Genomic DNA, 25,807 nt, shown 5'->3' with positions numbered 1-25,807 from the left:
TTTGTAAAAATGGGTGCAAGAAAAAGAATAAAAGCAAACCAAATAAAGGAGGAAAACAAGAGCAAAGCATTTGCTAGCTTGAGAAATGTTCCTACTTCACCTCGCAAAATGAGACTGGTTACCGATATGGTAAGAGGTATGGAGGTGAACCGAGCTTTAGATGTACTTCGTTTCAGTCCGAAGGAGGCATCAAATCGCGTAGAAAAACTATTGCTTTCAGCTATTGCCAATTGGCAAGCTAAGAATGAAGGGCAAAGAATTGAGGAAAGCGCATTATACGTTAAAGAAATTAGCGTAGATTCAGCGAGAATCCTTAAACGTTTAAGACCTGCCCCTCAGGGAAGAGCACATAGAATAAAGAAGAGATCAAATCATGTAACTATATTGTTGGGCAGCAAAACAGCTGAAGCCGATAGTACTAAACAATAGTTAGAATGGGACAAAAAGTAAATCCAATCGGAAATAGACTAGGGATCATCAGAGGATGGGATTCTAACTGGTTTGGCGGAAAAAACTACGGCGATAAGCTTGTTGAAGATACCAAAATTAGAAAATACCTAAATGCTCGTTTAGCAAAAGCAAGTATTTCTAAGATCATCATCGAAAGAACTCTAAAGTTGATCACTATAACTGTTAACACTGCACGTCCGGGTATTATTATCGGAAAAGGTGGCCAGGAAGTTGATAAACTAAAAGAAGAGTTGAAGAAGATTACTGACAAAGAGGTACAAATTAACATCTTTGAAATTAAGCGTCCGGAAATGGATGCTGTAATCGTTGCTAATAATATTGCACGTCAAATTGAAGGTCGTATCGCCTATCGTCGTGCAATTAAGATGGCTATTGCTTCTACTATGAGAATGGGTGCTGAGGGAATTAAAATACAGATTTCTGGTCGTTTGAACGGTGCTGAAATGGCTCGTTCTGAAATGTACAAAGAAGGACGTACCCCACTACACACCTTAAGAGCTGATATCGATTATTGTTTAGCCGAAGCTTTAACAACTTACGGTTTGCTAGGTATCAAAGTATGGATCTGTAAAGGTGAAGTTTACGGTAAGCGTGACTTAACCCCTAACGCAGGAATGCGTGACGGAAGAGCTCCAAAAGGAAAAGGTGGTTTTAATAGAAGAAAAAAGAAGTAGTCTTTAAATTTTAAAGAATTAGTACGATGTTACAACCAAAAAGGACAAAATTTAGGAGACAGCAAAAGGGACGAATCAAAGGCAATGCCGGTCGCGGTACTGAATTAGCATTCGGATCTTTTGGGATCAAATCACTTGAAACTAAGTGGATCACTGGTCGTCAAATTGAAGCTGCTCGTGTGGCAGTAACCCGATATATGCAAAGACAAGGTCAAATTTGGATTAGAATTTTTCCAGATAAACCAATCACTAAGAAACCTGCAGAGGTTCGTATGGGTAAGGGTAAAGGTTCACCAGAAGGATTCGTCGCTCCTGTATCGCCAGGAAGAATGTTATTCGAATGTGAAGGAGTGCCTTTCGAAGTAGCTAAAGAAGCATTACGCTTAGCAGCTCAAAAATTACCTGTAACTACCAAATTTGTCGTAAGACGTGATTATGTTGAAAATTCAAATGATTAATCATGAAGAATTCAGAAATTAAAGAGTTAACAACACAGGAAATAGTAGAAAAGGTAGATACTGAAAGATCTACATTAACTCGATTCAAGCTAAATCACGCTATTTCACCTTTGGAAAATCCTTTGCAAATAAAGGTAACCCGACGTAACATTGCTCGACTTGTAACTGAGTTGCGTCACAGGCAATTAACTGATAAGTAAAAAGTGATGGAAAGAAATCTTAGAAAAGAACGTATCGGGGTTGTGATAAGCAATAAAATGGAGAAATCCATAACTATTGTTGTGCATACCAAAGAGAAGCACCCAATTTACGGAAAGTTTGTGAACAAAACGAAGAAATTCACTGCTCACGACGAAGAAAACACCTGTAATGAAGGTGATACCGTAAGGATCATGGAAACCCGACCTATTAGTAAAAATAAGAGTTGGAGATTAGTTGAAATTATTGAAAGAGCTAAGTAAACATGATACAAACAGAAAGTAGACTTACAGTTGCTGATAACAGCGGAGCCAAAGAAGTTCTTTGTATCCGTGTGTTGGGCGGTACTAAAAAGCGTTATGCTTCGATTGGGGACAAAATTGTTGTTACCGTAAAGAATGCTATAGCCGGTTCCGATATGAAAAAAGGAACAGTAACAAAAGCGGTTGTTGTTCGCACCAAAAAAGAGATTAGAAGACCAGACGGATCCTATATTCGCTTCGATGATAACGCATGTGTATTATTGAATACAACTGGTGAAATGAGAGGAACCCGTATTTTTGGACCTGTTGCAAGAGAATTACGCGATACTGATATGAAGATCGTTTCTCTGGCACCAGAAGTTTTATAATCTTTGTAAACCTAGAACAATGCGAAAAAAGTTACATATTAAAAAAGGTGATACCGTTATTGTAAACTCAGGGGAATCAAAAGGTATGGAAGGTAAAGTATTGGAAGTTTTAGTTGACAAGCAACGAGCAATTGTTGAAGGAGCTAATATGATTTCTAAGCATACTAAACCTAATGCTGAAAATCCTCAGGGCGGTATTGTTAAAAAAGAGGCAGGAATTCACATTTCTAATTTGAATGTGAAAGATGCTTCGACCGGAAAGGCTACCCGTGTTGGTAGACGTTTGGGTGATGACAATAAATTAGTTAGATATTCTAAAAAGTCAGGGGAGGAGATTAAGTAATGAGCTATATACCTACTCTTAAAAAACAATATACAGAAGAAGTGATTCCTGCTTTAATGAAGGAATTTAACTACAAATCTGTAATGCAAGCACCTAAATTAACGAAAATAGTAATTAATCAGGGTGTTGGTTCGGCTATTGCTGATAAGAAAATTTTGGAATTTTCGGTAAACGAAATGACTTCTATTACTGGTCAGAAGGCAGTTCAAACTCTTTCTTCGAAAGATATTTCGAACTTTAAGCTTCGTAAAGGGATGCCGGTTGGTACAACTGTAACTTTACGTCGTGAGCATATGTACGAATTTCTTGAGAAATTAGTACGTGTTGCTTTGCCACGTATCCGTGACTTTAAAGGTATTAACGGTAAACTTGATGGTAGAGGAAACTATACCTTAGGTATCGAAGAACAAATTATTTTCCCAGAGATTATTTTGGATGAAGTAACCAAAATAATGGGTATGAATATTACCTTCGTTACAACTGCTAAAACCGACGAGGAAGCATTTGCTTTATTAAAGGAGTTTGGCTTACCATTTAAAAACCTAAAAAAATAAGACGATGGCTAAAGAATCAATGAAAGCTCGCGAAGTTAAGCGTCAAAAGCTTGTTGAAAAATACGCAGCAAAAAGAGCTCAACTTAAGGAGGAAGGCGATTACATCGGACTTAGTCGTTTGCCAAAAAATTCTTCTCCTGTAAGATTGCATAACAGATGTAAACTTACTGGTCGTCCTAAAGGATACATGAGACAATTCGGTATTAGTCGTATCACTTTCCGTGAAATGGCTTCTTCAGGATTAATTCCAGGTATTAAGAAGGCAAGTTGGTAAGCAGATTAGTTTGTAAAAACAATTTTGTTAAATATTGTCCCGAGCAATCGGGATCAATTTAATTTTTTAAAAATGACAGATCCAATAGCAGATTTTCTTACACGTCTAAGAAACGGGATTATGGCCAATCACAAAGTGGTTGACGTACCTGCATCTAACGTGAAAAAAGAAATGACAAAAATTCTTAAGGATAAAGGTTATATCCTTAATTACAAGTTTGTTGATGATGGAGTTCAAGGCACAATTAAAATTGCTTTGAAATACAATCCAGAGACAAAGATTTCCGCAATCAAAAATCTTAAAAGGGTGAGTAAACCTGGTTTGAGAAAATATTGTGGAGCAGCTGAATTACCACGCGTACTAAACGGTTTGGGAATTGCAATTCTCTCTACTTCGCAAGGAGTAATGACTGATAAGGAAGCTCGTCAGAAAAACGTTGGTGGCGAAATATTGTGTTACGTTTATTAATAAAGGAGGATAGAAATGTCACGAATTGGAAAATTACCTATCAATTTGCCTGCAGGAGTAAGCGTAACGGTGAATAAAGATAATTCAGTAACAGTTAAAGGGCCTAAAGGTGAATTAACACAACAAATTGATGTTGACATCAAGGTATCTGTTGAAGAAAATACAGTGGTATTGGAACGTCCATCAGAGCAAAAAAGACACAAAGCCATGCATGGCTTGTATCGCTCGTTGATGAACAACATGGTATTTGGTGTAGCTGAAGGTTATAAATTACAGCAAGAACTTGTTGGTGTGGGATTCCGTGCTACTTCAAAAGGTCAGCTTTTGGAATTAGCTTTGGGTTATTCTCATCTTATTCACATGGAAATTGCTCCAGAGGTTCAAGTAACTGCAGTAACTGAAAAGCGTGCAAACCCGATCATTACATTAGAGAGCTGTGATAAGCAACTTATTGGTCAGGTAGCGGCTAAAATCAGATCATTCAGAAAACCTGAACCATATAAAGGTAAGGGTGTTAAATTTGTTGGTGAACAGCTAAGAAGAAAAGCTGGTAAATCTGCGGGTAAATAATTTCTTAAAACAGTAAATTATGGCTTTAACTAAGCAAGATAGAAGACTTAGAATTAAAAGAAGAATTCGTAAGTCAATTGCTGGAACTGCTGAAAGACCTAGAATGTCAGTTTTTCGCTCTAACAAGCAGATTTCGGTACAAATTATTGATGATTTATCAGGACAAACTATAGTTGCAACTTCCTCTTTGATTAAAGAAATCGCTGAGAAAACTACAACTAAGCTTGAACAAGCTGAGCTAGTAGGTAAAGCAATTGCTGAAAAAGCGGTTGCCGCTGGTATTACTAGTGTTGTATTCGATAGAAATGGTTATCTATACCATGGTAGAATTAAATCTTTAGCGGACGCTGCTCGTAATAGTGGCCTTAAATTTTAATAATTATGGCAGATAATAAAAACATTAAAACTAGCGATGCAGATCTTAAAGATAGGCTTGTAGCTATTAATCGTGTTACAAAAGTAACAAAGGGGGGTAGAACCTTCAGCTTTTCTGCAATTGTTGTTGTAGGAAATGAAAACGGATTAGTAGGTTGGGGACTTGGTAAAGCAAACGAAGTAACCACTGCTATTTCAAAAGGTGTTGATGCAGCTAAGAAAAATTTAATCAAAGTGCCGGTTTACAAAGGAACTATTCCTCACGAACAACTTTCACGATTTGGCGGAGCAGAGGTTTTCATTAAGCCTGCTTCTCATGGTACCGGAGTAAAAGCTGGTGGTGCTATGCGTGCTGTATTGGAGAGTGTTGGTGTAACGGATGTACTTGCTAAATCGAAAGGCTCATCAAACCCACATAACCTTGTAAAAGCGACTATTGGTGCATTGGCTGAATTAAGAGATGCTCATACTGTTGCTGAACACAGAGGTGTATCATTAGATAAAGTGTTTAACGGTTAACAAATAAGGAAATGGCTAAGATTAAAATTACTCAGGTAAAGAGCAAAATTGGAAGCACTGATCGCCAAAAGAAAACCTTGGAAGCATTGGGATTAAATAAAATCAATGCGACTGTTGAACATGAAGCTACACCTCAGATTAAAGGTATGGTGGCTAAAGTACAACACCTTGTTTCCGTTGTAGAATAATTATTGTTAATATTTAGTATTAAATAGATATGGACTTAAGTAACTTAAAACCCGCAGAAGGATCAACCAAGACTTCAAAGAGAATTGGTCGCGGACAAGGATCTGGAAGAGGAGGAACTTCAACCAGAGGACATAAGGGTGCGAAGTCAAGATCTGGATACTCTAAAAAAGTTGGTTTCGAAGGTGGTCAAATGCCTTTACAACGAAGAGTTCCTAAGTTTGGATTTAAAAACGTTAATAGAAAAGAATACAAAGCTATTAATGTTGAAGTTTTACAGGCCTTAGCAGAAAAGAATAACATTACTACAATCGATCAGGAAGTTTTGATGGCAGCAGGTATGGTGTCAAAGAACGATAATGTTAAGATTTTAGGACATGGAACTATTACTGCGAAGCTGGAAGTAAAAGCTCACGCATTTTCAAAAGCGGCTATTGCCGCGATTGAAGCAGTCGAAGGAACAGTTGTTAAATTGTAAGTTTAGATATGAAAGGTTTAATAGAAACATTGAAGAACATCTGGAAGATTGAGGATTTAAGATCTAGAATCTTAACCACTCTCGGTCTTGTGTTAGTGTATCGTTTAGGTACCATGGTTGTTTTGCCAGGGGTAGACCCTGCACAGTTAGGCGCGTTAAAAACGCAAACTCAAGACGGAGTTTTGGGATTATTAGATATGTTTTCAGGAGGAGCATTTTCGAATGCATCAATCTTCGCTTTAGGAATCATGCCTTATATCTCGGCTTCTATTGTAATTCAGTTAATGGGAATTGCGGTTCCTTATTTTCAGAAGTTACAGAAAGAGGGAGAAAGCGGTACTCGTAAAATCAACCAGATTACAAGGTATCTAACAGTTATAATTCTTGTACTTCAAGCACCTGGATATCTATTAAACTTACATTCACAATTGCCTGAAACAGCCTTTATTATTAAAGGTACATTATTTACAGTATCTTCTGTGATGATTCTTGCAGCAGGATCGATGTTCATTATGTGGTTGGGAGAAAAAATTACCGATAAAGGAATTGGTAATGGAATCTCTATCATTATTATGATCGGTATTATTGCAAGATTACCATTCTCATTCTTTGCAGAATTACTTTCAAAAATTGAAGGTCAAGGAGGAGGTTTAATTCTATTGGTTTTAGAGATCGTAGTTTTATTCCTCGTTTTTGCAGCAACAATTTTGTTAGTTCAGGGAACAAGAAAGATACCTGTACAGTATGCAAAACGAATTGTAGGAAACAAACAATATGGTGGGGTTCGCCAGTACATTCCTTTAAAAGTGAATGCTGCTGGTGTAATGCCAATCATTTTTGCTCAGGCAATTATGTTTTTACCAATGGCGTTTGTTAACTATGCCAGTTCTGATGCGTTAACTGGAGTAGCTGCAGCTTTATCCAACTTTACTGGATTTTACTACAATGCTTTATTCTTTGTAATGATTGTATTATTTACTTATTTCTATACTGCAATAACAGTAAATCCAACGCAAATGGCTGAGGATATGAAAAAGAACGGTGGATTTATTCCGGGAATTAAACCTGGTAAGAAAACTATCGACTTTTTAGATACTGTAATGTCTAGAATAACTTTGCCGGGATCTATATTTTTAGGTTTGGTTGCAATTTTACCTGCTTTCGCTATGATTGCCGGAGTAAATAATCAATTTGCGCATTTTTATGGTGGTACTTCTTTATTGATTTTAGTGGGAGTTGTATTGGATACTTTACAGCAAATTGAGAGTCATCTTTTGATGCGTCACTACGATGGATTAATGAAGTCTGGCAGAATAAAAGGTAAATCTCCGGGAGGAGCTGCTGCTTATTAAAATATTTTTGCTTTCTTTGCAATGATTTTTTACAAAACAAAGGAAGAGATAGAGTGGCTTAAAATGAGCAACTTACTGGTAGCGAAAACTTTAGGTGTAATATCGAAAGAAATAGTTCCTGGAATATCAACTTTGAGATTGGATAAAATCGCGGAGGAGTATATAAGAGACAATGGCGGTAAACCAGGGTTTCTTGGTTACGATGGATTCCCGAATACCTTATGTGTTTCTATAAACAGTCAGGTCGTTCATGGAATTCCATCTGACTATGAGCTGAAAGAAGGAGATATTGTTTCCTGTGATTGTGGTGTTTTGTTGAATGGTTTTTACGGCGATTCGGCTTATACGTTTACTGTAGGGTCAGTAGCTCCTGATGTTCAGCAACTGTTGAAGGTTACCAAAGAGGCTCTTTACAAAGGGGTAGAGCAGGCCATTGAAGGTAATCATTTAGGCGACATAGGTTTTGCTATTCAAAAGCATGCAGAACAGAATTCAGTTTCTGTAGTTCGAGAAATGGTAGGACACGGAATTGGGAAAAATCTTCATGAAGATCCACAAGTTCCGAATTATGGAAAAAATGGACGTGGATTGAAATTGAGAGAAGGACTGGTCGTGGCAATTGAACCGATGTTTAATCTTGGAAAAAGAGATATTTACCAAGATAGTGATGGATGGGCAATTGTTACTGCTGATGGAAAACCTTCAGCACACTTCGAACATACTGTGGTAGTTCGAAAGGGTAAAGCTCAGATCTTATCCAGTTTTGAATTTATTGAAGATATAAACTAATAAAATTTAATGAGCTTATGGCTAAACAGCCTTCAATAGAACAAGATGGTACAATTACCGAAGCATTATCTAATGCTATGTTTCGTGTAGAACTTGAAAATGGACATGTGATAACAGCTCACATTTCCGGTAAGATGAGAATGCACTACATTAAGATCTTGCCTGGTGATAAGGTAAAGGTAGAAATGTCACCTTATGATCTTACTAAAGGGCGCATTACTTTTAGATATAAAAATTAAATTCAATAATAATGAAGGTAAGAGCATCTGTAAAGAAACGTTCTGATGATTGTAAGATTGTTAGAAGAAAAGGACGTTTGTATGTGATTAATAAGAAGAATCCTAAGTTTAAGCAACGTCAAGGATAATTTAGTAAACTTTGTAATAGATAAATATTTTAATTTATGGCTAGAATTGTTGGAGTTGATTTGCCTCAAAATAAAAGAGGGATAATTAGCTTGACTTATATCTACGGTATCGGTAGAAGTGCTGCTCGTCAAATTTTGGATGAAGCAGAAGTTTCTTACGATAAGCAAGTAAAAGATTGGACTGATGATGAGTCTAATCGTATTCGTCAAGCGATTAATGCTAATTTAAAAGTTGAGGGTGAATTACGTTCTTTAAATCAACTGAATATTAAGCGTTTGATGGATATTGGTTGTTATCGTGGTATTCGTCACCGTATTGGATTACCAGTGCGTGGTCAGAGAACCAAAAACAACTCACGTACTAGAAAAGGTAAGAGAAAAACAGTTGCAAACAAAAAGAAAGCGACTAAATAATCGTTAAGTTATGGCAAAAAAGTCAGTATCAGTTAAAAAGAGGGTAGTAAAAATTGAACCTGTAGGACAGGCGCATATCCATTCATCTTTTAACAATATTATCATTTCCTTAACCAATAGCACAGGACAGGTTATTTCTTGGTCTTCAGCTGGCAAAATGGGTTTTAGAGGTTCTAAAAAGAATACTCCTTATGCTGCCCAGCAAGCTGCAACAGACTGTGGAAAAGTTGCTCACGATCTTGGATTGAGAAAAGTGAAAGTATATGTAAAAGGTCCTGGAAATGGTCGTGAATCGGCTATTCGTGCGATCAATTCATGTGGAATCGACATTGCGGAAATCGTAGATGTTACTCCATTACCACACAACGGATGTCGTCCTCCTAAGAGACGTAGAGTTTAATAAAAAATGCTGTTTAAGATTTTGAATTAGTTTTATTGATATCCTCTCTAAAAAACGCGGCACTTTTATAATTCAAAACTTATAGCAAAGTTTCTATTGTTAGAAAAATTTAAATTTAAGAAGTAATGGCTAGATATATTGGACCAAAGAGTAGAATTGCTCGTAAATTTGGTGAAGCAATTTTTGGACCTGATAAGGCATTTGAAAACAAAAACTACCCTCCAGGGCAGCACGGTAACAGCCGTAGAAGAAAGAAAATGTCTGAATATGGTGTTCAGCTAAAGGAAAAACAAAAAGCAAAATACACTTACGGTGTATTGGAGAAACAATTCTCAAACTTATTTGAAAAGGCCGCGCGTAGTAAAGGTATTACTGGTGAAGTTTTATTACAACTTTTAGAATGTCGTTTAGACAATGTAGTTTTCAGATTAGGTGTAGCTCCAACAAGGTCAGCTGCTCGTCAGTTGGTTAGCCATAAGCACGTAACTGTTAACGGACAAGTTTGTAACATTCCTTCATTTTCAGTAAAAGCTGGGGATATCATAGGAATTCGTGAAAAATCGAAGTCTTTAGAAGTTATTACCGATTCTTTATCTACTGCTAGATATAACCAATCATCTTGGTTGGAATGGGATCAAACCTCTCTTAGTGGTAAGTTCCTTAATACACCAGAAAGAACGGAAATTCCTGAAAACATCAAGGAACAGTTAATCGTTGAATTGTATTCTAAGTAATAAATAGTTAATCAGTAATTTATGGCAATTTTAGCTTTCCAGAAACCGGACAAAGTTATCATGCTCGACGCAGACAATAAATTCGGTAAATTCGAATTTCGTCCATTAGAGCCTGGATATGGTATAACAATTGGTAATGCCTTAAGAAGAATATTACTTTCTTCATTAGAGGGATTTGCGATTACGACTATCAAAATACAGGGTGTTGATCATGAATTTTCTACAATACCAGGAGTAATCGAAGATGTTACTGAGATGATCCTGAACCTGAAGCAAGTTCGGTTTAAACAAAAAGTTGAAGAAGTTGACAGCGAGTTGGTTACTGTAACTATCTCGGATCAGGATACTTTTACGGCTGGCGATATTAACAAGTTTCTAACAGGTTTCGAAGTGTTGAATCCAGAGCTTGTAATTTGCAAGATGGACAGCTCTGCCAAGTTGCAAATGGATTTAGCTATTAACAAAGGTCGTGGATACGTACCTTCTGTTGAAAACAAACCTGTTGATGTAGAGTTTGGAGTGATTCCGATCGATTCAATTTTTACACCAATCAAGAATGTTAAATATGCTGTTGAAAACTATCGTGTAGAGCAAAAAACTGACTATGAAAAATTGGTTTTTGATATTACTACTGATGGTTCAATTCACCCAAAAGAAGCTTTAAAAGAAGCAGCAAAAATTCTTATTTATCACTTCATGTTGTTCTCAGATGAAAAGATTACTCTTGACTCTGATGAGAAGTTTGCAAACGAGGAGTTTGATGAAGAGGTTTTGCATATGCGTCAGCTATTGAAGACAAAACTGGTAGATATGGATCTTTCAGTGCGTGCTTTGAATTGCTTGAAAGCTGCTGATGTGGATACTTTAGGTGATTTAGTACAGTTCAACAGGAATGACCTTCTGAAATTTAGAAACTTTGGTAAGAAATCCTTAACCGAGCTGGATGATCTATTGGTATCCTTGAATCTTACTTTCGGTATGGATATTTCTAAGTATAAATTAGATAAGGAATAAGGGAAAATGAGACATAGAAAGAAATTTAATCATTTAGGAAGAAAAACAGCACATAGAAAAGCGATGCTTTCAAATATGGCTTCTTCTTTGATTTTGCATAAAAGAATCTCGACTACTACTGCTAAGGCGAAAGCTTTAAAAATGTATGTTGAGCCTCTAATTTCAAAAAGTAAAGTTGATTCTACTCACTCAAGACGTATTGTTTTTGGTTATTTAAAACAAAAAGAAGCGGTTACTGAGTTGTTTAGAGAAGTTTCACCAAAGATCACTAACCGTAACGGTGGTTATACCAGAATTTTAAAAACTGGTAATCGTTTAGGTGATAATGCAGAGATGTGTATTGTGGAATTGGTTGATTACAATGAAACTTACTTGACTGAAAAGAAAGCTGTAGCTAAAAAATCTACACGTAGAAAACGTGGTGGTTCTAAAGCTTCAGAAGAAGTAGCAACAGAAGTATCAGAAGTAAAAGCTGAAGCTCCGGAAACTGCAACAGAAGCAACTAAAAAGGAAGAAGAATAAGCTTCCTTTCTAAGATAAAAAAGGGGGTAAAGTTTAGTCTTTATCCCTTTTTTAGTACCCTATAAAAATTGCATACGATTGCATTTGATCGTATAAATAAATCAGTAAAACTTTTAATATCCGAAAGTTATGTCAGAAATTGTAAACATTCATGGTCGTGAAATTCTTGATTCACGAGGAAATCCTACTATCGAAGTTGAAGTAACTCTTGCTAGTGGTTTTATGGGTCGTGCCGGTGTTCCTTCAGGAGCTTCAACTGGTGAGAACGAAGCTTTAGAACTACGTGATGGCGATAAGTCTCGTTACTTAGGTAAAGGTGTCTTAAAGGCAGTTAATAACGTGAATGACGTTATTGCAAAAGCATTAGTTGGTATGGACGCTACTGACCAGGTTGCTATTGATAAAGCGATGATCGCTCTTGATGGTACCAAAACTAAGTCTAACTTAGGTGCGAACGCTATGTTAGGTGTTTCTTTAGCAACTGCTAAAGCTGCAGCATTGTATTCAGGTATGCCTTTGTATCGCTACATTGGTGGCACCAATGCAAATGTACTTCCTGTTCCAATGATGAACATCATCAACGGTGGTTCTCACTCAGATGCTACAATCGCATTTCAGGAGTTCATGATCCGTCCTATTGGTGCTCCATCTTTCCGCGAGGCTTTAAGAATGGGTGCTGAAGTATTTCACGCTCTTGCAAAAGTTCTTAAAGGTAAAGGTCTTTCTACTGCTGTTGGTGACGAAGGTGGTTTTGCTCCAATGTTAGGTGGAACTGAAGAGGCTATTGAGTGTATCCTTACTGCTATTAAAAACGCTGGTTATAAAGCTGGTCGTAAAGAGGATGGTGGTGATGTTTCAATCGCTATGGACTGTGCTGCTTCTGAGTTCTACAAAGATGGTTTGTATGACTACAGTAAATTTGAGCCAAACGGAGCTAAAAGAAATTCTAATGAGCAAGCCGCTTACTTAGCTGAGTTGATTTCTAAATACCCTATCGATTCTATCGAAGATGGTATGGACGAAGGAGACTGGGATGGATGGGTTGCTTTAAATGCTCTTATTGGTGATAAGTGTCAGATTGTAGGTGACGATTTATTCGTAACTAATGTTGAGTACTTAGCTAAAGGTATCGAGCTTAAAGCGGCTAACTCAATCTTGATTAAAGTGAACCAAATTGGAACTTTGACTGAGACTTTAAATGCTATTGAAATGGCACATCGTGCTGGTTACACTTCAGTAACTTCTCACCGTTCCGGAGAAACTGAAGATGCTACTATTGCTGATATTGCTGTGGCTACTAATGCCGGACAGATCAAAACAGGTTCTTTGAGCCGTTCTGACCGTATGGCTAAGTACAATCAATTACTTCGTATTGAAGAAGAATTAGGCGAAAATGCAATTTTTGGTTGCTAAGCTTAATTAGATATATTAAAAAAGGGATCTTTACAGATCCCTTTTTTTATGTCCGGTTTTGTTCCAAAACGACTTGTTTTTTCTAAATATACTCCAGCATTAAACCAAATAGAGTTTTACACTGAAAAGGTTTTGAAAGGTAAGCATCCATTCCTACTTCAATTGATATTTCTTTATCATCGGAATAGAAATTAGCTGTAAAAGCAATAATCGGAACTGAAAAATCGCGTTGCTCTTCTATTTTCCGCATCCGTAAAGAGGCTTCTATTCCTCCCATAATAGGCATTTGCAAATCCATTAAAACAATATCGTATTGTTCCTTTTCAAAAAGTTCAACAGCTTGTTTTCCATTTTCAGCAATATCAACCTTAGCTACTTTTTGTTTCAGGTAAACCTCAATTGTTTTTCTGTTGCTTGGCTGATCCTCTACCAATAAAATTTTTGCTTCTTTTACAGGAACATTTCTCTTGTTAGGATGAGTTTTTACTACAACAGAAGAATCAATTGTTTCTTCCCAATATATTTTCTTTTTTGTTTCTATACCTATCTGCTCTAGTAATTCAGAAAGTTTTTTATGTGCTGTTTTTTCCATAATGACCCCAGTATTTGACATTTAAAAATAGTGATTTTTAACTATAATAAAAAACAAATGTTCTGTTTTGGATTGAAAAAGAGAAGGATCTGATTATCAATCTATAAATTAAGAATTCTAAAGCAAATGGAATTGATAAATTTTCAAAGCAATTTTCCTATTTTTGCGTTTAGGATTTGAACGAAATAAATAAAAGCGAAATAATGGCTGACGATAAAAAAATTATTTTTTCGATGGATAGGGTCAGTAAGACCTTTTCATCACAAAAAAAAGTATTGAATAATATTAACCTTTCTTTTTTTTATGGTGCTAAAATTGGAATTATCGGACTGAATGGTTCTGGTAAATCGACTCTGCTTAAGATAATTGCCGGATTGGAAAGTTCATTTGACGGACATGTTGTTTGGTCGAAAGAGCATAATATCGGCTATTTAGCACAGGAGCCAATATTGGATGACAGTAAAACGGTACGAGAAATTGTAGAGGAAGGTGTTCAGGAAATTGTTGATACTTTGAATGCATACGAAGCCGTTAATCTAAAATTCGGTGACCCGGAAGTTCTTGAAGATGCTGATAAGATGCAGGCCGTAATGGATGAGCAAGCAAATCTTCAGGAGAAGATTGATCATTTTGATGCATGGAATTTAGATACAAAGCTGGAACGTGCTATGGATGCTCTGCGTTGTCCGGAGGGAGATGCATTAATTAAAAATTGTTCAGGTGGAGAAAGAAGACGTGTTGCTCTTTGTCGATTACTATTACAAGAACCGGATATTTTGCTTTTGGATGAACCTACCAACCATTTGGATGCAGAATCGGTGGAGTGGCTGGAACAGCATTTGGCACAATACAAAGGAACTGTAATTAGTATTACTCACGATAGATATTTCCTTGACAATGTAGCAGGTTGGATTCTTGAGTTGGATAGAGGAGAAGGAATTCCCTGGAAGGGCAATTACAGCGCTTGGTTGGATCAGAAGACTCAACGTATGGCAATGGAAGAGAAAACCGCCAGTAAGCGACGTAAAACCCTTGAAAGAGAGTTGGAGTGGGTGCGGATGGCTCCTAAAGCCCGCCAGGCAAAAAGTAAGGCTCGTTTGAGTGCTTACGACAGCATGATGAATGAGGATTTGAAAGAAAAAGAAGAAAAACTGGAAATCTTCATTCCTAATGGTCCTCGTTTGGGAAGTAAGGTGATTCAGGTTCAGTCTGTTTCAAAGGCATTCGGAGATAAGTTGTTATTTGATGATTTAGAGTTTGAATTGCCGCCGGCAGGAATTGTTGGGGTTATTGGCCCCAATGGTGCAGGTAAAACGACGCTTTTCAGGATGATTATGGATCTTGAGAAACCGGACAAAGGAACTTTTGAAGTAGGAGAGACCGTAAAAGTAGGCTATGTTGATCAGCAACATGCTGATATTGATCCAGAAAAATCTGTTTATGAAGTGATTTCGGGCGGTGGTGATTTGATTAATGTTGGAGGGCGAACAGTTAATGCCAGAGCTTATGTTGGTCGGTTTAATTTTAATGGTGCCGATCAAGAAAAAAAATGCGGCGTATTATCGGGGGGAGAGCGTAACCGCCTGCATTTGGCTCTGACTTTAAAAGAAGAGGCTAATGTTTTGCTTTTGGATGAACCAACCAATGATATCGATGTAAATACACTTCGGGCTCTGGAAGAAGGTTTGGAAAACTTTGCCGGCTGCGCTGTGGTGATTTCACATGACCGATGGTTTTTGGATCGTATTGCAACACATATTTTGGCTTTTGAAGGCAATTCACATGTGCAGTTCTTTGAAGGAGGATATTCCGATTATGAGATTAACAGGAAGAAGCGAATGGGCGATGAAGGACCCAAGCGAATCAGATATAAAAAGCTGATAGCTGATTAAAGTATAAAAGGTGAAAGCTCTGTTTTGAAGTTTTCACCTTTTTTAATTTTAGGATTTGCTCTCTCCGATTTGTAATTGGCCGGTTGAGAGTGGTGGATTTTTAATCCACAGGAGTGAAAACAGATGTATGCTGGAATCGGATTACAAATCTGAAACTCCTACCTGCAGATTGCAAATCCGCAGGAGTTGGAGGCGTTAACATATAATAATGGTTTACTTAAGTCTTTTGTGGAGCCATTATAAAATTATAATGAATGTTTTATTATTTAGTGGAGCCGTTAACATATAATAATGGCTTACTTAAGTCTTTCTTGGAGCCATTAATAAATTATAATGGTTTGCCTAAGCCTTTAGTGGAGTCATTATAAAATAATAACGACCTTCCTTATTTTTGATATTTTTCTGTAAAATGCTTATTCCTTTAGGCATTCAATGATTTTTACGGTAAATTATTCTTCATAAGAAGACAGGTTTTAGGGGGAATGAAATGTATGATTGGTTGATTGTATTTTTTGAGAAATAGTAACAATTGTTGTTATTTTAATGTTGGTAATATATTACAAACTGCCACATGGATATTTTGTCACCAGACAAGGTTTATCGATTATAAATTAGAGGATTTGATAGAAAAAGACAGAAAGCTCCGGCCTTTTAATATTGGCGAAATTTAGATTTCTAATCCACAGGAGTGAAACGGATCGGGCATAAAAATCGGATTATAAATCTGATTATTCCATAAGTCCCATTTGCAAACAAGTTTAGCAGTTCAAGAGAGAATTGAATAAATCAGACTTCCAACTTCATCGTACTAACTTGCATGTAAAAAGGTGATTTTTTAATCAGATTTGTTGGATTATTCGTAAAGTTATGATAGGTTCGTGAAGCCATATTAGAAAATGAAGCTATGCCCAGAAAAACGACTAAAAAACGAAAAAAAAAGAACAGAGAAATATCTAATTTCAAAGGTCAAGGTATTAATCTGGGAGGTCAATCCGAATTTATTAATCGATTCGAGAAATTAGCTGAAATAGCAGGATGCAACAAAGATGCTTGTAAACTCTTAAATAAGAGTAACCGAATGTTGATGTATCTTTTAAGGATTCATTTGACCCAACCGCGTGTGGATAAAGGGGAACCAATCAGTAAAGAACTGGCAAAAATTTTGGCTTTAGTATTCCGAAGTTGGAGGGAGAGACGCAATATTGAATTGATTAAGGGAAGAGAGTTGATTTCAATTGGAGATGTTTACGTTATTGACTGTTTTATTTACTTTATTCGTAAAGAAGATAATGGTCTTGATTTGGAAGCATTCAATTCTGCCTTTAAACCTTTAATTGATGCATACGATGAATTGGAATCACCCGAAGATCTCCTCTACGGTATGTATGACAATATACTGGCAATGCTGAATGCTGTTGGTCGCGAAATGTTTAGTATTAAAACAGCTTTTGTCAGGAAAGAATACCCTGTTAGCGGCGTGTTTCATATCGTAAAAGTAAAACATCATCGTCCGGTTAAAAGAAGTATTGCCATAGAAGGAAAACGAAGACCGATTATACAATTTGGCTGGCCCATAGCAAACGGGGGTATTTGGTACTTTAATATTAAAAATCACAAAATAAAAGATATCTATAAAGGAGAAAAGAAAGAGTTAGAAGTTTATATTCAATCTCATGCTATTAGAAGGTTCGAAGAAAGAACAAGGCCTCTATCGTTAATTTTCTGCAGGCTATTTATGGCTAAATTACTTCGAAATCAATCTATTACAGAGGTGTTTAGAGGTAATATTCTCATCCCTCAGTATTATGGAGATATTAAGATTGGTTATTTCGTTGCGGCTATTATTGATGAAAAAGTAATTATTAAAACGTTTCTATTTATAACACATCGATCGACTCCTGAGGGGGATCTTTTGGAAAAAGTTTCGGGTCTGGGAAAAAAGGATATTAGCTATTGGCGTTTCGATTCAGTAAGCTCCTTTCTTTCAAATCCTCCTGAAGAGGATAGTTTGATTAAGAAAATTATGCAGGAAGCAGGAATAGATAAACTCTTTGAGTTAGGTAAGATAATGGAATCGGATACAAACTCGAATGATGTCGATTGGACAGAAGTTGAAGCGTATATAGAAAATGGCCGTGAGGAGCGTCTGCAAATTCCGGAAGAAAAGTACGAAGAAGAATATTGTTGAAAAGCAGAAATGTTTGAACATCGTTAAGATTTAAAAGTCTGTTGGATTATTTTAAGTGCGAATTGTATATTTGCGCATAATTTATTGGGAAAAATTAAATGTAATGAGAAAACCAAAAGAGCGAATATACATTCAGCAATGGTTCGAGATGAAGCCATATGCAACGTAAACCGTAACAGATAGTTACTATCTTAAGATTTCTAACGAGGTAAAACAGGTTATTGTAACCAACAAACAATCTTTTGTTTTACAGCGCTATTTAGATAAGGAGGAGATTGATTTATTGGTATGTTTTCTTACTTCTTATTTTGAAGATTTAATATCGGAAACGAATATTTGGAACAGCTTTGTAACTTATCACACCGAATTATATAACAAGCCACTGCCTTTTTACAATTTAGATGAATATTATACTGAAGAAATTAATCCGCAGGATATTAGTTTTTTAATTTGGTATTTTATGAATACCCTTCAGCGTGATACATTTATTGTACCGTTTAACGATTTTATTATTGAAACAGCCCATAAGGTAATGAATGTGTTCGATTCGGCATGGGATTATGCACCTGAAAACGAACTGCTAAAAACAGCTTATAGTCTTGATGAAGATGAAACTGATTTTTACATTGCCCGTAATTTAATTGATACCATCTTATTTAAAACATATCTGTTTTATCCCGATAGCTTACTTGATTTAAAAGACCAGGAAATAGATATTGTAGAAGACAGTAACGATGAAGAAAACCTGCTGAACTACCTAAATGAAAATCGTGATTACGCACTGCATAATGTACATACAAGATTGTTAGGTTTAAAGGGAAAAGAATGGGCATCGGGAATGCTGGAAGTTGATCATCCGTTAAAGAATGATTTTTTGAATATATCACGAAAAATAAGAGGGTATTTTTTTTATAAAGGTCAGGATTCAGAGAACATTTTTATCGAACACATTGCTTCGGGTAAAAAGTTCGATTTAACTAAAAAGTCTTATGAGCATTTCGAATCGCTGAAAAAGATTGATACCATTTTGTTTATGGGAATTGTGAAATGGAGAAATGAATGGTGGTTTTCTGGAGTATCTTTTCAATCTGACTTTAATGCCGATTTGGTTTTAGATGAAAAGAATTCAGTAAAAAGTCGTGAAGCCGTGAATTTCTTAGATCATCAGGACAAAAATGTAGAAGAGGTGCTGGAAAAACAATACGAGGCATTTAAAGACTTTACTAAAGGATCTCCAATTGTATTTATGAGCTCGGGCAAAGTGAATAACTTTATACAAGAATATACCGAATACTTTAACAAGTCTCTTAAACTTTCTAAAAGAGAGAAAGAAAAGGCAAAACAGCGCGCTAAAGCAGATGGTTACTTTGGTGGACAAGATGGATCTGTAGATTTTACCGATAGATCAGAAAGTGCTCTGATTTTCTTTAATCCTAAGAGTGGCGTAGAAATTGCTTTTGAAGTAAACAGTGCCTTTCCTATGACCGATAATCCTTTTTTCAGGAAAGAAGATAGCGAAGAGCATCTTTTGAGCTTACTGGAAGAAGACACTATTTCTCCCGAATTAGCAATGTATTGTATCACTAATTTTAAAGCAGATTTGCCTTTCTTTAAAACAGAACCGGGAAAAATGTATTTAGCAGATATAGATTTCTTGCTTCGTTACTGGAAAAAAGGCAACTATTTCACAAAACCATCAATAACCTACACGGGAGGCAATAATTAATCTGTTTGTAACAGATATTGGTATAAAAGGGCTGATCGTTTTCAATTAAAGAAGGGAAGGAGCCAAATTGGTTTTCTTCCCTTTGTTTTTGTAACTTGATGGAACAAAATAATTTATCACTTAATTCGATTTCCATGAATCAATTTGCTACCCTTGCCGATGAAAAGAATTGGGCAATGTTCTGCCATTTAGCCTCATTTTCCGGAGTTATAATTCCTTTTGGTAATGTAATAGGGCCACTCATTTTATGGTCGATGAAAAAGGACTATTCCGAACTGGTTGATCGGGAAGGGAAAAAGTCTGTTAATTTTCAGATATCGATGTGTATATACATCTTTGTATCCGCAATATTGGTTTTTATAGGCATTGGAATTTTATTGCTGATTGGACTTGCTTTGCTAAATTTGATTTTTGTTGTTATAGCGATTGTAAAAACTTTAAATGGGGAAGATTACCAATATCCTCTGAGTATTAAATTTCTAAATTAAAAAAATGAAATCTTTTTCTGGTTATAAGACAATCTACTATGTTGGGATTGTCTTTATTGTTTTAGGAGGTATCCGCTTATTAAATAATTTGTCCTACGGCGAAATTTTATTTGCAATTGGAGTACTGCTGTATTCAGGCGTTCAGATTAGGTTTTTGTTTTATAAAAGCATTTCGGATTGGTGGACCTTTGATTATTTGAAATTATCGGTAAATTTTTTATTTCTGATCTCAATATTTCTTCTTTTTGTGATTGATTTTAAACTGTGGTATTATCCATTTGTTTTAGGGCTTCTAGTCGATTTTTTTGCAAATATACTTCGCCGGATAAAAAGGACATAGTTAAAATAGTTGTTCTGTTTTGCATGTCAAATACAGATCGCATTAGAATGCTGTGGTATCTGTCAAATAATTTGATAATTTTGTAGCTCTAATAAAATAACTAAAATAAAGACTTAAAAATGGCTCAAAAACCGTCTATTCCTAAAGGGACAAGAGATTTCTCTCCTGTTGAAATGGTAAAGAGAAACTATATTTTTGATACCATAAAAGAAGTGTTTCAGTTATATGGTTTTATGCCGATCGAAACACCATCAATGGAAAATCTTTCTACTCTAATGGGAAAATATGGAGAAGAGGGAGATAAACTATTGTTTAAAGTGCTGAATTCAGGCGATTTTCTATCAAAAATAAATGAAGATCAAATTCGAGAGAAGAATTCGGTGAAATTAACCACAAAGATAAGTGAAAAAGGACTTCGTTATGACCTGACAGTGCCTTTTGCGCGTTACGTTGTACAGCATCGTAACGAAATTGATTTCCCTTTTAAGCGTTATCAGATTCAACCGGTTTGGAGAGCAGACAGACCTCAGAAAGGCCGTTATCGCGAATTCTTTCAATGCGATGTTGATGTGATTGGCAGCAATTCTCTTTTAAATGAAGTTGAATTAATTCAGATTGTTGATCAGGTTTACAAAAGACTTCAGTTGAATGTAGTTGTAAAGTTGAATAACCGAAAAATTTTGGCGGGAATTGCTGAGATTATTGGAGAAGCTGAAAAAATTGTTGATATCACTGTTGCAATTGACAAGTTGGATAAAATCGGTTTGGAGAATGTGAATAAGGAATTGGTTGACAAGGGAATTTCTCAGGAAGCTATTGATACATTGCAGCCAATTATATTATTGTCGGGTTCAAATTCGGAAAAACTGGCCAAATTAAAGGAGCTTCTTTTTGCTTCAGAAATAGGAATGAAGGGGATTGAAGAGTTGGAAACAGTTTTTACTTATTTATCGCAGCTTGATGTGCAAATAGAAGTTGAATTGGATTTAACCTTGGCCAGAGGATTAAATTACTACACCGGAGCCATTTTCGAAGTGAAATCGAAAGACATGGAGTTTGGCAGCATCACCGGTGGCGGACGATATGATGATTTAACCGGAATTTTTGGATTGAAGGATGTTTCGGGAGTTGGTATTTCGTTTGGTGCCGATCGTATTTACGATGTATTGGAACAAATGGATAAATTTCCGTCCAATACGGGTATAACAACCAAAGTATTGTTTATCAATTTTGGCGAAAAAGAAGAGTCGTTTTGTTTGCCAATCCTGGCTAAGTTAAGAGCAAACGGAATTAACGCTGAGATTTATCCTGATTCTTCGAAAATGAAAAAACAAATGACTTATGCCAACAATAAAAATATTCCTTTTGTGATTTTGGTAGGAGAATCGGAAGTTGAGGAAGGTGTTGTTAGTTTAAAGAATATGGAAAGCGGAGATCAGGAAAAATTAACTCCGGATCAGTTGATCGAAAGATTAGTTTCGATTTAATAAATTATTCAAAAGAAAATACAATGGGCTGTAAATGTAGAGTTTACAGCCCATTGTATTTAATCTTGGTTTTCGTGTTGATGTTTTCCCCGTTCTTTTATTTGCCTTAACAGCATGTTTTGGAATTGCCTTTCGGTATGATAAAGCGTAAGTATTTTTTTAGCGGAGAGTATCTTTTTATATTTTAGATGGTATTCTTTTTGAAGCTTTGCTTCCTGCAATTTAAGCTCAATCAGTTCGTCACTTAAATCTCCTAACTCTTTATCGGATAATTCTGCAGAGTTGTTGCGTAGTTTTCTGAAAAGAATTCTGCCTTGGTCTCTGTTTTCCTTCCTCTTTTTTTCCAATTCATTGTAAAGCGGCCAAAATAATTGAGCCTCATCAGGTGTTAATTCTAATTTTTGAGTAATGAAGGAGATTTTTTCAGCTGCAAATCGTTCACTCATCTGATCGTGCATACCGTGTTCTCTTTCCTGTGCAATGCCTGAGTAACTAAAGCTAACAACAAGTGTTAACAGGATTAAAATTTGTTTCATGTTTGGCCTGTTATAAGTTTGCTAATAAAGATTCTGAATCAATGTCAAAATCAGAAAGATATTCGATTATTTCATCAGATGTAGCCTCAGGGCTTTCATCTGAAAACCAATTAAGTTCATCCAGACTTGTACTTTGAGTATCAATAGCCGTATTTTCTGTTTGCGAAAACTGTTGAATTTTGTAATCGGATGGAACAGAATTGATCAGTACAATTTTAGCAATAAAAAGGATCCCAACTACGCTGGCTGCCATCCAGAAGTATGGTTTTAATACTTGTAACAGTCTTTTATTTGGATTTTCTTCCGTTATAATTCTTTCCTGAACCCGATCACTTAGGTTTTCAAAGTAATCCACAGGAACTTTAAATGGTTGATCGTTTTTCATGTTCGACAGATTATTCATGTTTCTTATAGTATTTAGACTGTCTGAATAGTAATTGGTTTAATTTACACTTCGTTTAGTTTCAAAAGAGATTCGATTTTTTTTACTGCATGATGGTAAGAAGCTTTTAAGGCTCCGACTGAAGTCTCTAAAATTTCAGACATTTCATTATATTTTAAATCATCGAAATATTTCATATTAAATACCAAACGTTGTTTTTCAGGCAGCTTCAGGATTGCTTTTTGCAATTCCAATTGAGCCTTGTTTCCATCAAAATAAGGATCTGCCTCTAAGTTTGCTAAAAGTATATTTTCAACTTCGCTATTTGAGTATCCCAAATATTTTTTTTGCTTTTCTTTTATAAAAGTTAAGGCCTCATTTGTAGCAATCCGAAACATCCAGGTAAACAATTGGGAGTCGGATCTGAAGTTTTGTAGGCCTTTCCATATTTTTACAAAAGTATTTTGCAAAACGTCATCAGAGTCGTCGTGCAAAAGAACAATTTTTCTGATTTGCCAATATAATCTTTCCTGGTATTTCTTCACCAAGAAGGAAAATGCCTGACTTTGCGTATTCTTATCGCGAAAAAGTTCCAGTATTTCTTCGTCAGATTTGTTGTTCATCAATTTGCATTCAAGTAATGGATTTTAAAAATAGCTATTTCACATTTGTTATGCGTTAGGTAAGACTATTTTCTTTGTAAAAGGTTTAATTTGGGATCAAAAAAAATCCGGAATCGAAATGATCCCGGATAATTTTTATTTGCATTGTATATTATTTTTGAAGTAGAGCTAATACTTCTTTTACAACATTTTCTGCAGTGTAACCAAATTTTTCATCTAAAATGTTTGCGGGAGCAGAGTAACCAAAATGATCCAACCCAACTGATTTACCAAGAGGGCCAACCAAGCCTAGAAGAGTTACAGGTAAACCTGCTGTTAATCCAAGAACGGGAATTCCGGCAGGAATCACTTCGTTTTGATATGCTGCAGATTGAGTTCTGAATAATCCTTCTGAAGGAACAGATACAATTTGCACCTTTAACCCTTTTTCAGCACGTAAGATCTTAGCACCTTCAACTAAAGTTGCTACTTCCGATCCACTTGCTAAAAGAACAATATCAGGAGTTGTTTCAGGTTTTTCAACAATATAAGCACCTTTTTGAGCCTGAAGAGCTTCCTGATAACGATTATCTTTTGAAGGAAGTTCTGTAATGTTCTGACGGGAAAGAATTAAAGCAGTAGGAGTTTTTGTGTTCTCCATTGCCATTTTCCAAGCTACAGTGGCTTCATCAGCATCAGCAGGACGAAGTGCTAATAAACTCATTTGTCCGGAGTGATTTTTCAATTGCTCCAGTAAACGAATTTGAGCTTCCTGCTCAATTGGCTGGTGAGTTGGTCCATCCTCTCCAACGCGGAATGCATCGTGAGTCCAGATATATTTTACTGGAACCTGCATTAAAGCCGCTAAACGAACTGCAGGTTTCATGTAATCAGAGAATACAAAGAAAGTTCCACAAGCAGCAATAACACCACCGTGAAGAGCAATACCGTTGCAGATAGAAGCCATAGTTAATTCGGCAACACCTGCTTGAAGAAACGCTCCGGAAAAATCACCTTTAGCAAGAGCTTTGGTGTTTTTCAAGAAACCATCAGTTTTATCAGAGTTACTTAAATCAGCCGAAGACACAATCATGTTTTCAACATTTTTAGCCAGTTCAGCCAAAACAACCGATGATGCAGAACGAGTTGCATCGCCTGATTTTTGAACAATTGCTTCGTAGTCAAGTTCAGGAGCTTCCTTGCTAAAAAACTTCTCTAATTTAGCTGCCAATTCAGGATTTGCTTTTGCCCATTCAGCTTGTTCAGCTTTTTTTGCAGAAGCATATGCTTGCTTTTTCTTTAGAACTTCGGCGTAATATTCTTGAACCTCAGGGAAAATCTGGAATGGATTTTCAGGGTTTCCACCTAAGTTTTCAATTGTTTTTTCGATTGATGCACCTGCTGCTCCTAAAGGTTGTCCGTGAGTAGAAACCATATTTTCGAAGCTACAGCCATCCACATCAACGGCACCTTTACCCATTAGGGTTTTTCCGATGATAAGAGTTGGTCTTTCGTTTTCGTTGTTAGCTGCTACTAATGCTTCACGAATTGCTGTTGCATCATTTCCTTTAATCGTAATAACATTCCAGTTCCATGCTTCGTACTTTTTAGCAGTATCTTCAACTGTAACTTCTTCAACTTTGGTTGAAAGTTGGATGTTATTGGAATCATAGAACATGATTAAATTGCTTAATCCTAAAGTACCTGCAATTCGACCAGCTCCCTGAGCAATTTCTTCTTGAATTCCACCGTCAGAAATGAAAGTGTAAATTTTGTGTGACATCCAATCACCAAAACGTGCTGCTAGAAAACGTTCTGCAATTGCAGCTCCAACAGCCATTGTATGACCTTGTCCTAAAGGACCGGAAGTGTTTTCAACACCTCTTGCAACTTCAACTTCAGGATGACCGGGAGTTGGACTTCCCCATTGTCTGAAATTTGCAAGTTCTTCCATTGTGTAATTTCCGATTAAGGAAAGAATGGAATACAACATTGGAGACATGTGACCTGGGTCAAGGAAAAATCGATCGCGATTAATCCAGTTCATGTCTGTTGGGTCAAAATTTAAAAATTCGGAATAAAGAACGTTGATAAAATCGGCTCCGCCCATAGCACCACCCGGATGTCCGGATTTAGCTTTCTCTACCATTGCTGCTGATAGGATACGAACATTATTCGCAGCCATGTCAGTTGCTGTCAGATCCACTTGGTTTTTCATTTCTTTTAGATCCATTTTTGAAAATGAGATTTTAGATGATAAAAACTTGGTAAGGTTTTATTAATTCATGCAAAGATAAACAAAAATGCCTTTAAGCATCATGTAAACACTTAATAAAAGCTTTTAAATTGTGGTTTTTGCAATATTTAGAA

At 36.2% G+C, this 25,807-nt stretch carries 35 protein-coding genes and 1 pseudogene; 31 read left to right on the top strand and 5 right to left on the bottom strand.

The genetic code is table 11. The annotated features are described in order from the left end of the window. The first annotated feature begins 9 nt into the window (after positions 1 to 9). The 25 genes from rplV (at position 10) to eno (ending at position 13,204) form a co-directional block, all read left to right on the top strand. A complete protein-coding gene (rplV, locus tag QUH73_RS03720; RefSeq protein WP_101259646.1) occupies positions 10 to 429 on the top strand; it encodes a 50S ribosomal protein L22 in 420 nt (139 codons plus the stop codon). Positions 430 to 434: 5 nt separating this feature from the next. Beyond that, positions 435 to 1,145, top strand: a complete 711-nt coding sequence (rpsC, locus tag QUH73_RS03715) for a 30S ribosomal protein S3 (RefSeq protein ID WP_101308160.1) — start codon at positions 435 to 437, stop codon at positions 1,143 to 1,145. Between the two features lie 26 nt (positions 1,146 to 1,171). After that, positions 1,172 to 1,603 (top strand): 50S ribosomal protein L16, encoded by a 432-nt coding sequence (gene rplP / locus QUH73_RS03710; protein WP_101308161.1) that lies wholly within the window; start codon positions 1,172 to 1,174, stop codon positions 1,601 to 1,603. Positions 1,604 to 1,605: 2 nt separating this feature from the next. Further along, the gene (gene rpmC / locus QUH73_RS03705) at positions 1,606 to 1,803 is read left to right on the top strand and encodes a 50S ribosomal protein L29 (protein ID WP_289529122.1); all 198 of its coding nucleotides are present in this window, start codon (positions 1,606 to 1,608) and stop codon (positions 1,801 to 1,803) included. Positions 1,804 to 1,809: 6 nt separating this feature from the next. Beyond that, positions 1,810 to 2,064 (top strand): 30S ribosomal protein S17, encoded by a 255-nt coding sequence (gene rpsQ / locus QUH73_RS03700; protein WP_289529121.1) that lies wholly within the window; start codon positions 1,810 to 1,812, stop codon positions 2,062 to 2,064. A 2-nt stretch (positions 2,065 to 2,066) separates the two neighbouring features. Further along, the gene (gene rplN / locus QUH73_RS03695; protein ID WP_289529120.1) at positions 2,067 to 2,432 is read left to right on the top strand and encodes a 50S ribosomal protein L14; all 366 of its coding nucleotides are present in this window, start codon (positions 2,067 to 2,069) and stop codon (positions 2,430 to 2,432) included. 19 nt (positions 2,433 to 2,451) lie between these two features. Continuing rightward, positions 2,452 to 2,775, top strand: a complete 324-nt coding sequence (gene rplX / locus QUH73_RS03690; protein WP_101259640.1) for a 50S ribosomal protein L24 — start codon at positions 2,452 to 2,454, stop codon at positions 2,773 to 2,775. After that, the gene (gene rplE / locus QUH73_RS03685) at positions 2,775 to 3,329 is read left to right on the top strand and encodes a 50S ribosomal protein L5 (RefSeq protein WP_289529119.1); all 555 of its coding nucleotides are present in this window, start codon (positions 2,775 to 2,777) and stop codon (positions 3,327 to 3,329) included. Before rplX ends, rplE begins: the two co-directional genes overlap by 1 nt. A 4-nt stretch (positions 3,330 to 3,333) precedes the next feature. Further along, complete coding sequence (gene rpsN / locus QUH73_RS03680; RefSeq protein WP_101308166.1) at positions 3,334 to 3,603, top strand: 30S ribosomal protein S14; 270 nt, start codon at positions 3,334 to 3,336, stop codon at positions 3,601 to 3,603. Between the two features lie 72 nt (positions 3,604 to 3,675). Next, positions 3,676 to 4,071, top strand: a complete 396-nt coding sequence (gene rpsH, locus QUH73_RS03675) for a 30S ribosomal protein S8 (RefSeq protein ID WP_101308167.1) — start codon at positions 3,676 to 3,678, stop codon at positions 4,069 to 4,071. A gap of 15 nt (positions 4,072 to 4,086) precedes the next feature. Further along, positions 4,087 to 4,641 (top strand): 50S ribosomal protein L6, encoded by a 555-nt coding sequence (rplF, locus tag QUH73_RS03670; RefSeq protein WP_124992438.1) that lies wholly within the window; start codon positions 4,087 to 4,089, stop codon positions 4,639 to 4,641. Between the two features lie 19 nt (positions 4,642 to 4,660). Further along, positions 4,661 to 5,017 (top strand): 50S ribosomal protein L18, encoded by a 357-nt coding sequence (rplR, locus tag QUH73_RS03665; RefSeq protein WP_101308169.1) that lies wholly within the window; start codon positions 4,661 to 4,663, stop codon positions 5,015 to 5,017. Positions 5,018 to 5,022: 5 nt separating this feature from the next. Next, complete coding sequence (gene rpsE, locus QUH73_RS03660; protein ID WP_101259634.1) at positions 5,023 to 5,535, top strand: 30S ribosomal protein S5; 513 nt, start codon at positions 5,023 to 5,025, stop codon at positions 5,533 to 5,535. 11 nt (positions 5,536 to 5,546) lie between these two features. Then, positions 5,547 to 5,723 (top strand): 50S ribosomal protein L30, encoded by a 177-nt coding sequence (rpmD, locus tag QUH73_RS03655; protein ID WP_096428430.1) that lies wholly within the window; start codon positions 5,547 to 5,549, stop codon positions 5,721 to 5,723. 29 nt (positions 5,724 to 5,752) lie between these two features. Beyond that, positions 5,753 to 6,199: a 50S ribosomal protein L15 gene (rplO, locus tag QUH73_RS03650; RefSeq protein ID WP_289529118.1), complete on the top strand. Its 447-nt coding sequence runs from the start codon at positions 5,753 to 5,755 to the stop codon at positions 6,197 to 6,199. An 8-nt stretch (positions 6,200 to 6,207) separates the two neighbouring features. Next, positions 6,208 to 7,551 carry a preprotein translocase subunit SecY gene (gene secY / locus QUH73_RS03645; protein ID WP_289529117.1) on the top strand — a complete coding sequence of 448 codons (1,344 nt, stop codon included), beginning with the start codon at positions 6,208 to 6,210 and terminating at the stop codon, positions 7,549 to 7,551. Between the two features lie 21 nt (positions 7,552 to 7,572). Then, positions 7,573 to 8,340 (top strand): type I methionyl aminopeptidase, encoded by a 768-nt coding sequence (map, locus tag QUH73_RS03640; protein WP_289529116.1) that lies wholly within the window; start codon positions 7,573 to 7,575, stop codon positions 8,338 to 8,340. A 17-nt stretch (positions 8,341 to 8,357) separates the two neighbouring features. After that, positions 8,358 to 8,579, top strand: coding sequence for a translation initiation factor IF-1 (gene infA / locus QUH73_RS03635; RefSeq protein WP_054714084.1), 222 nt, complete (start codon positions 8,358 to 8,360; stop codon positions 8,577 to 8,579). 11 nt (positions 8,580 to 8,590) lie between these two features. Then, positions 8,591 to 8,707, top strand: a complete 117-nt coding sequence (gene ykgO, locus QUH73_RS03630; protein ID WP_101259629.1) for a type B 50S ribosomal protein L36 — start codon at positions 8,591 to 8,593, stop codon at positions 8,705 to 8,707. A 36-nt stretch (positions 8,708 to 8,743) separates the two neighbouring features. Next, positions 8,744 to 9,121, top strand: a complete 378-nt coding sequence (gene rpsM / locus QUH73_RS03625; RefSeq protein ID WP_101308173.1) for a 30S ribosomal protein S13 — start codon at positions 8,744 to 8,746, stop codon at positions 9,119 to 9,121. Between the two features lie 10 nt (positions 9,122 to 9,131). Next, a complete protein-coding gene (rpsK, locus tag QUH73_RS03620; protein ID WP_096428425.1) occupies positions 9,132 to 9,521 on the top strand; it encodes a 30S ribosomal protein S11 in 390 nt (129 codons plus the stop codon). A gap of 125 nt (positions 9,522 to 9,646) precedes the next feature. Then, positions 9,647 to 10,255 carry a 30S ribosomal protein S4 gene (rpsD, locus tag QUH73_RS03615; protein ID WP_101308174.1) on the top strand — a complete coding sequence of 203 codons (609 nt, stop codon included), beginning with the start codon at positions 9,647 to 9,649 and terminating at the stop codon, positions 10,253 to 10,255. A 21-nt stretch (positions 10,256 to 10,276) separates the two neighbouring features. Then, positions 10,277 to 11,269, top strand: a complete 993-nt coding sequence (locus QUH73_RS03610) for a DNA-directed RNA polymerase subunit alpha (RefSeq protein ID WP_101308175.1) — start codon at positions 10,277 to 10,279, stop codon at positions 11,267 to 11,269. A gap of 6 nt (positions 11,270 to 11,275) precedes the next feature. After that, entirely contained in the window at positions 11,276 to 11,791 is a 516-nt protein-coding gene (gene rplQ / locus QUH73_RS03605) for a 50S ribosomal protein L17 (protein WP_442913380.1), read from the top strand. Positions 11,792 to 11,920: 129 nt separating this feature from the next. Further along, the gene (gene eno, locus QUH73_RS03600; RefSeq protein ID WP_289529115.1) at positions 11,921 to 13,204 is read left to right on the top strand and encodes a phosphopyruvate hydratase; all 1,284 of its coding nucleotides are present in this window, start codon (positions 11,921 to 11,923) and stop codon (positions 13,202 to 13,204) included. Between the two features lie 82 nt (positions 13,205 to 13,286). On the opposite strand, the gene QUH73_RS03595 is transcribed toward eno, so the two are convergent. After that, positions 13,287 to 13,796: a response regulator gene (locus QUH73_RS03595; RefSeq protein WP_289529114.1), complete on the bottom strand. Its 510-nt coding sequence runs from the start codon at positions 13,794 to 13,796 to the stop codon at positions 13,287 to 13,289. Between the two features lie 203 nt (positions 13,797 to 13,999). Here QUH73_RS03595 and ettA point away from each other — a divergent pair, with 203 nt between their 5' ends. The 6 genes and pseudogenes from ettA (at position 14,000) to hisS (ending at position 21,917) form a co-directional block, all read left to right on the top strand. Further along, entirely contained in the window at positions 14,000 to 15,688 is a 1,689-nt protein-coding gene (gene ettA, locus QUH73_RS03590) for an energy-dependent translational throttle protein EttA (protein ID WP_289529113.1), read from the top strand. 904 nt (positions 15,689 to 16,592) lie between these two features. After that, positions 16,593 to 17,876, top strand: coding sequence for a hypothetical protein (locus tag QUH73_RS03585; RefSeq protein ID WP_289529112.1), 1,284 nt, complete (start codon positions 16,593 to 16,595; stop codon positions 17,874 to 17,876). A gap of 187 nt (positions 17,877 to 18,063) precedes the next feature. Further along, positions 18,064 to 19,602: pseudogene (locus QUH73_RS03580) on the top strand (DUF3843 family protein); the annotation flags it as partial. Between the two features lie 134 nt (positions 19,603 to 19,736). Next, positions 19,737 to 20,090 (top strand): DUF4870 domain-containing protein, encoded by a 354-nt coding sequence (locus QUH73_RS03575; RefSeq protein ID WP_289529111.1) that lies wholly within the window; start codon positions 19,737 to 19,739, stop codon positions 20,088 to 20,090. Between the two features lie 4 nt (positions 20,091 to 20,094). Further along, positions 20,095 to 20,430, top strand: coding sequence for a hypothetical protein (locus tag QUH73_RS03570; RefSeq protein WP_289529110.1), 336 nt, complete (start codon positions 20,095 to 20,097; stop codon positions 20,428 to 20,430). A 119-nt stretch (positions 20,431 to 20,549) separates the two neighbouring features. After that, positions 20,550 to 21,917 carry a histidine--tRNA ligase gene (gene hisS / locus QUH73_RS03565; RefSeq protein WP_289529109.1) on the top strand — a complete coding sequence of 456 codons (1,368 nt, stop codon included), beginning with the start codon at positions 20,550 to 20,552 and terminating at the stop codon, positions 21,915 to 21,917. Between the two features lie 59 nt (positions 21,918 to 21,976). Here the strand turns inward: hisS and QUH73_RS03560 are convergent, their stop codons facing one another. The 4 genes from QUH73_RS03560 to QUH73_RS03545 form a co-directional block, all read right to left on the bottom strand. After that, the gene (locus tag QUH73_RS03560) at positions 21,977 to 22,453 is read right to left on the bottom strand and encodes a hypothetical protein (protein ID WP_289529108.1); all 477 of its coding nucleotides are present in this window, start codon (positions 22,451 to 22,453) and stop codon (positions 21,977 to 21,979) included. Positions 22,454 to 22,463: 10 nt separating this feature from the next. Then, positions 22,464 to 22,838 (bottom strand): hypothetical protein, encoded by a 375-nt coding sequence (locus QUH73_RS03555; RefSeq protein WP_289529107.1) that lies wholly within the window; start codon positions 22,836 to 22,838, stop codon positions 22,464 to 22,466. Between the two features lie 62 nt (positions 22,839 to 22,900). Beyond that, positions 22,901 to 23,458 carry an RNA polymerase sigma factor gene (locus tag QUH73_RS03550; protein WP_289529106.1) on the bottom strand — a complete coding sequence of 186 codons (558 nt, stop codon included), beginning with the start codon at positions 23,456 to 23,458 and terminating at the stop codon, positions 22,901 to 22,903. Positions 23,459 to 23,609: 151 nt separating this feature from the next. Beyond that, on the bottom strand, positions 23,610 to 25,670 hold the full coding sequence (locus QUH73_RS03545; protein ID WP_289529105.1) for a transketolase family protein: 2,061 nt from the start codon (positions 25,668 to 25,670) through the stop codon (positions 23,610 to 23,612). Between the last annotated feature and the right edge of the window lie 137 nt (positions 25,671 to 25,807).

Source organism: Labilibaculum sp. K2S, assembly GCF_030372765.1.
Taxonomy (GTDB): Bacteria; Bacteroidota; Bacteroidia; order Bacteroidales; family Marinifilaceae; genus Labilibaculum.
This window is presented reverse-complemented; position numbering and strand designations above follow the sequence as displayed.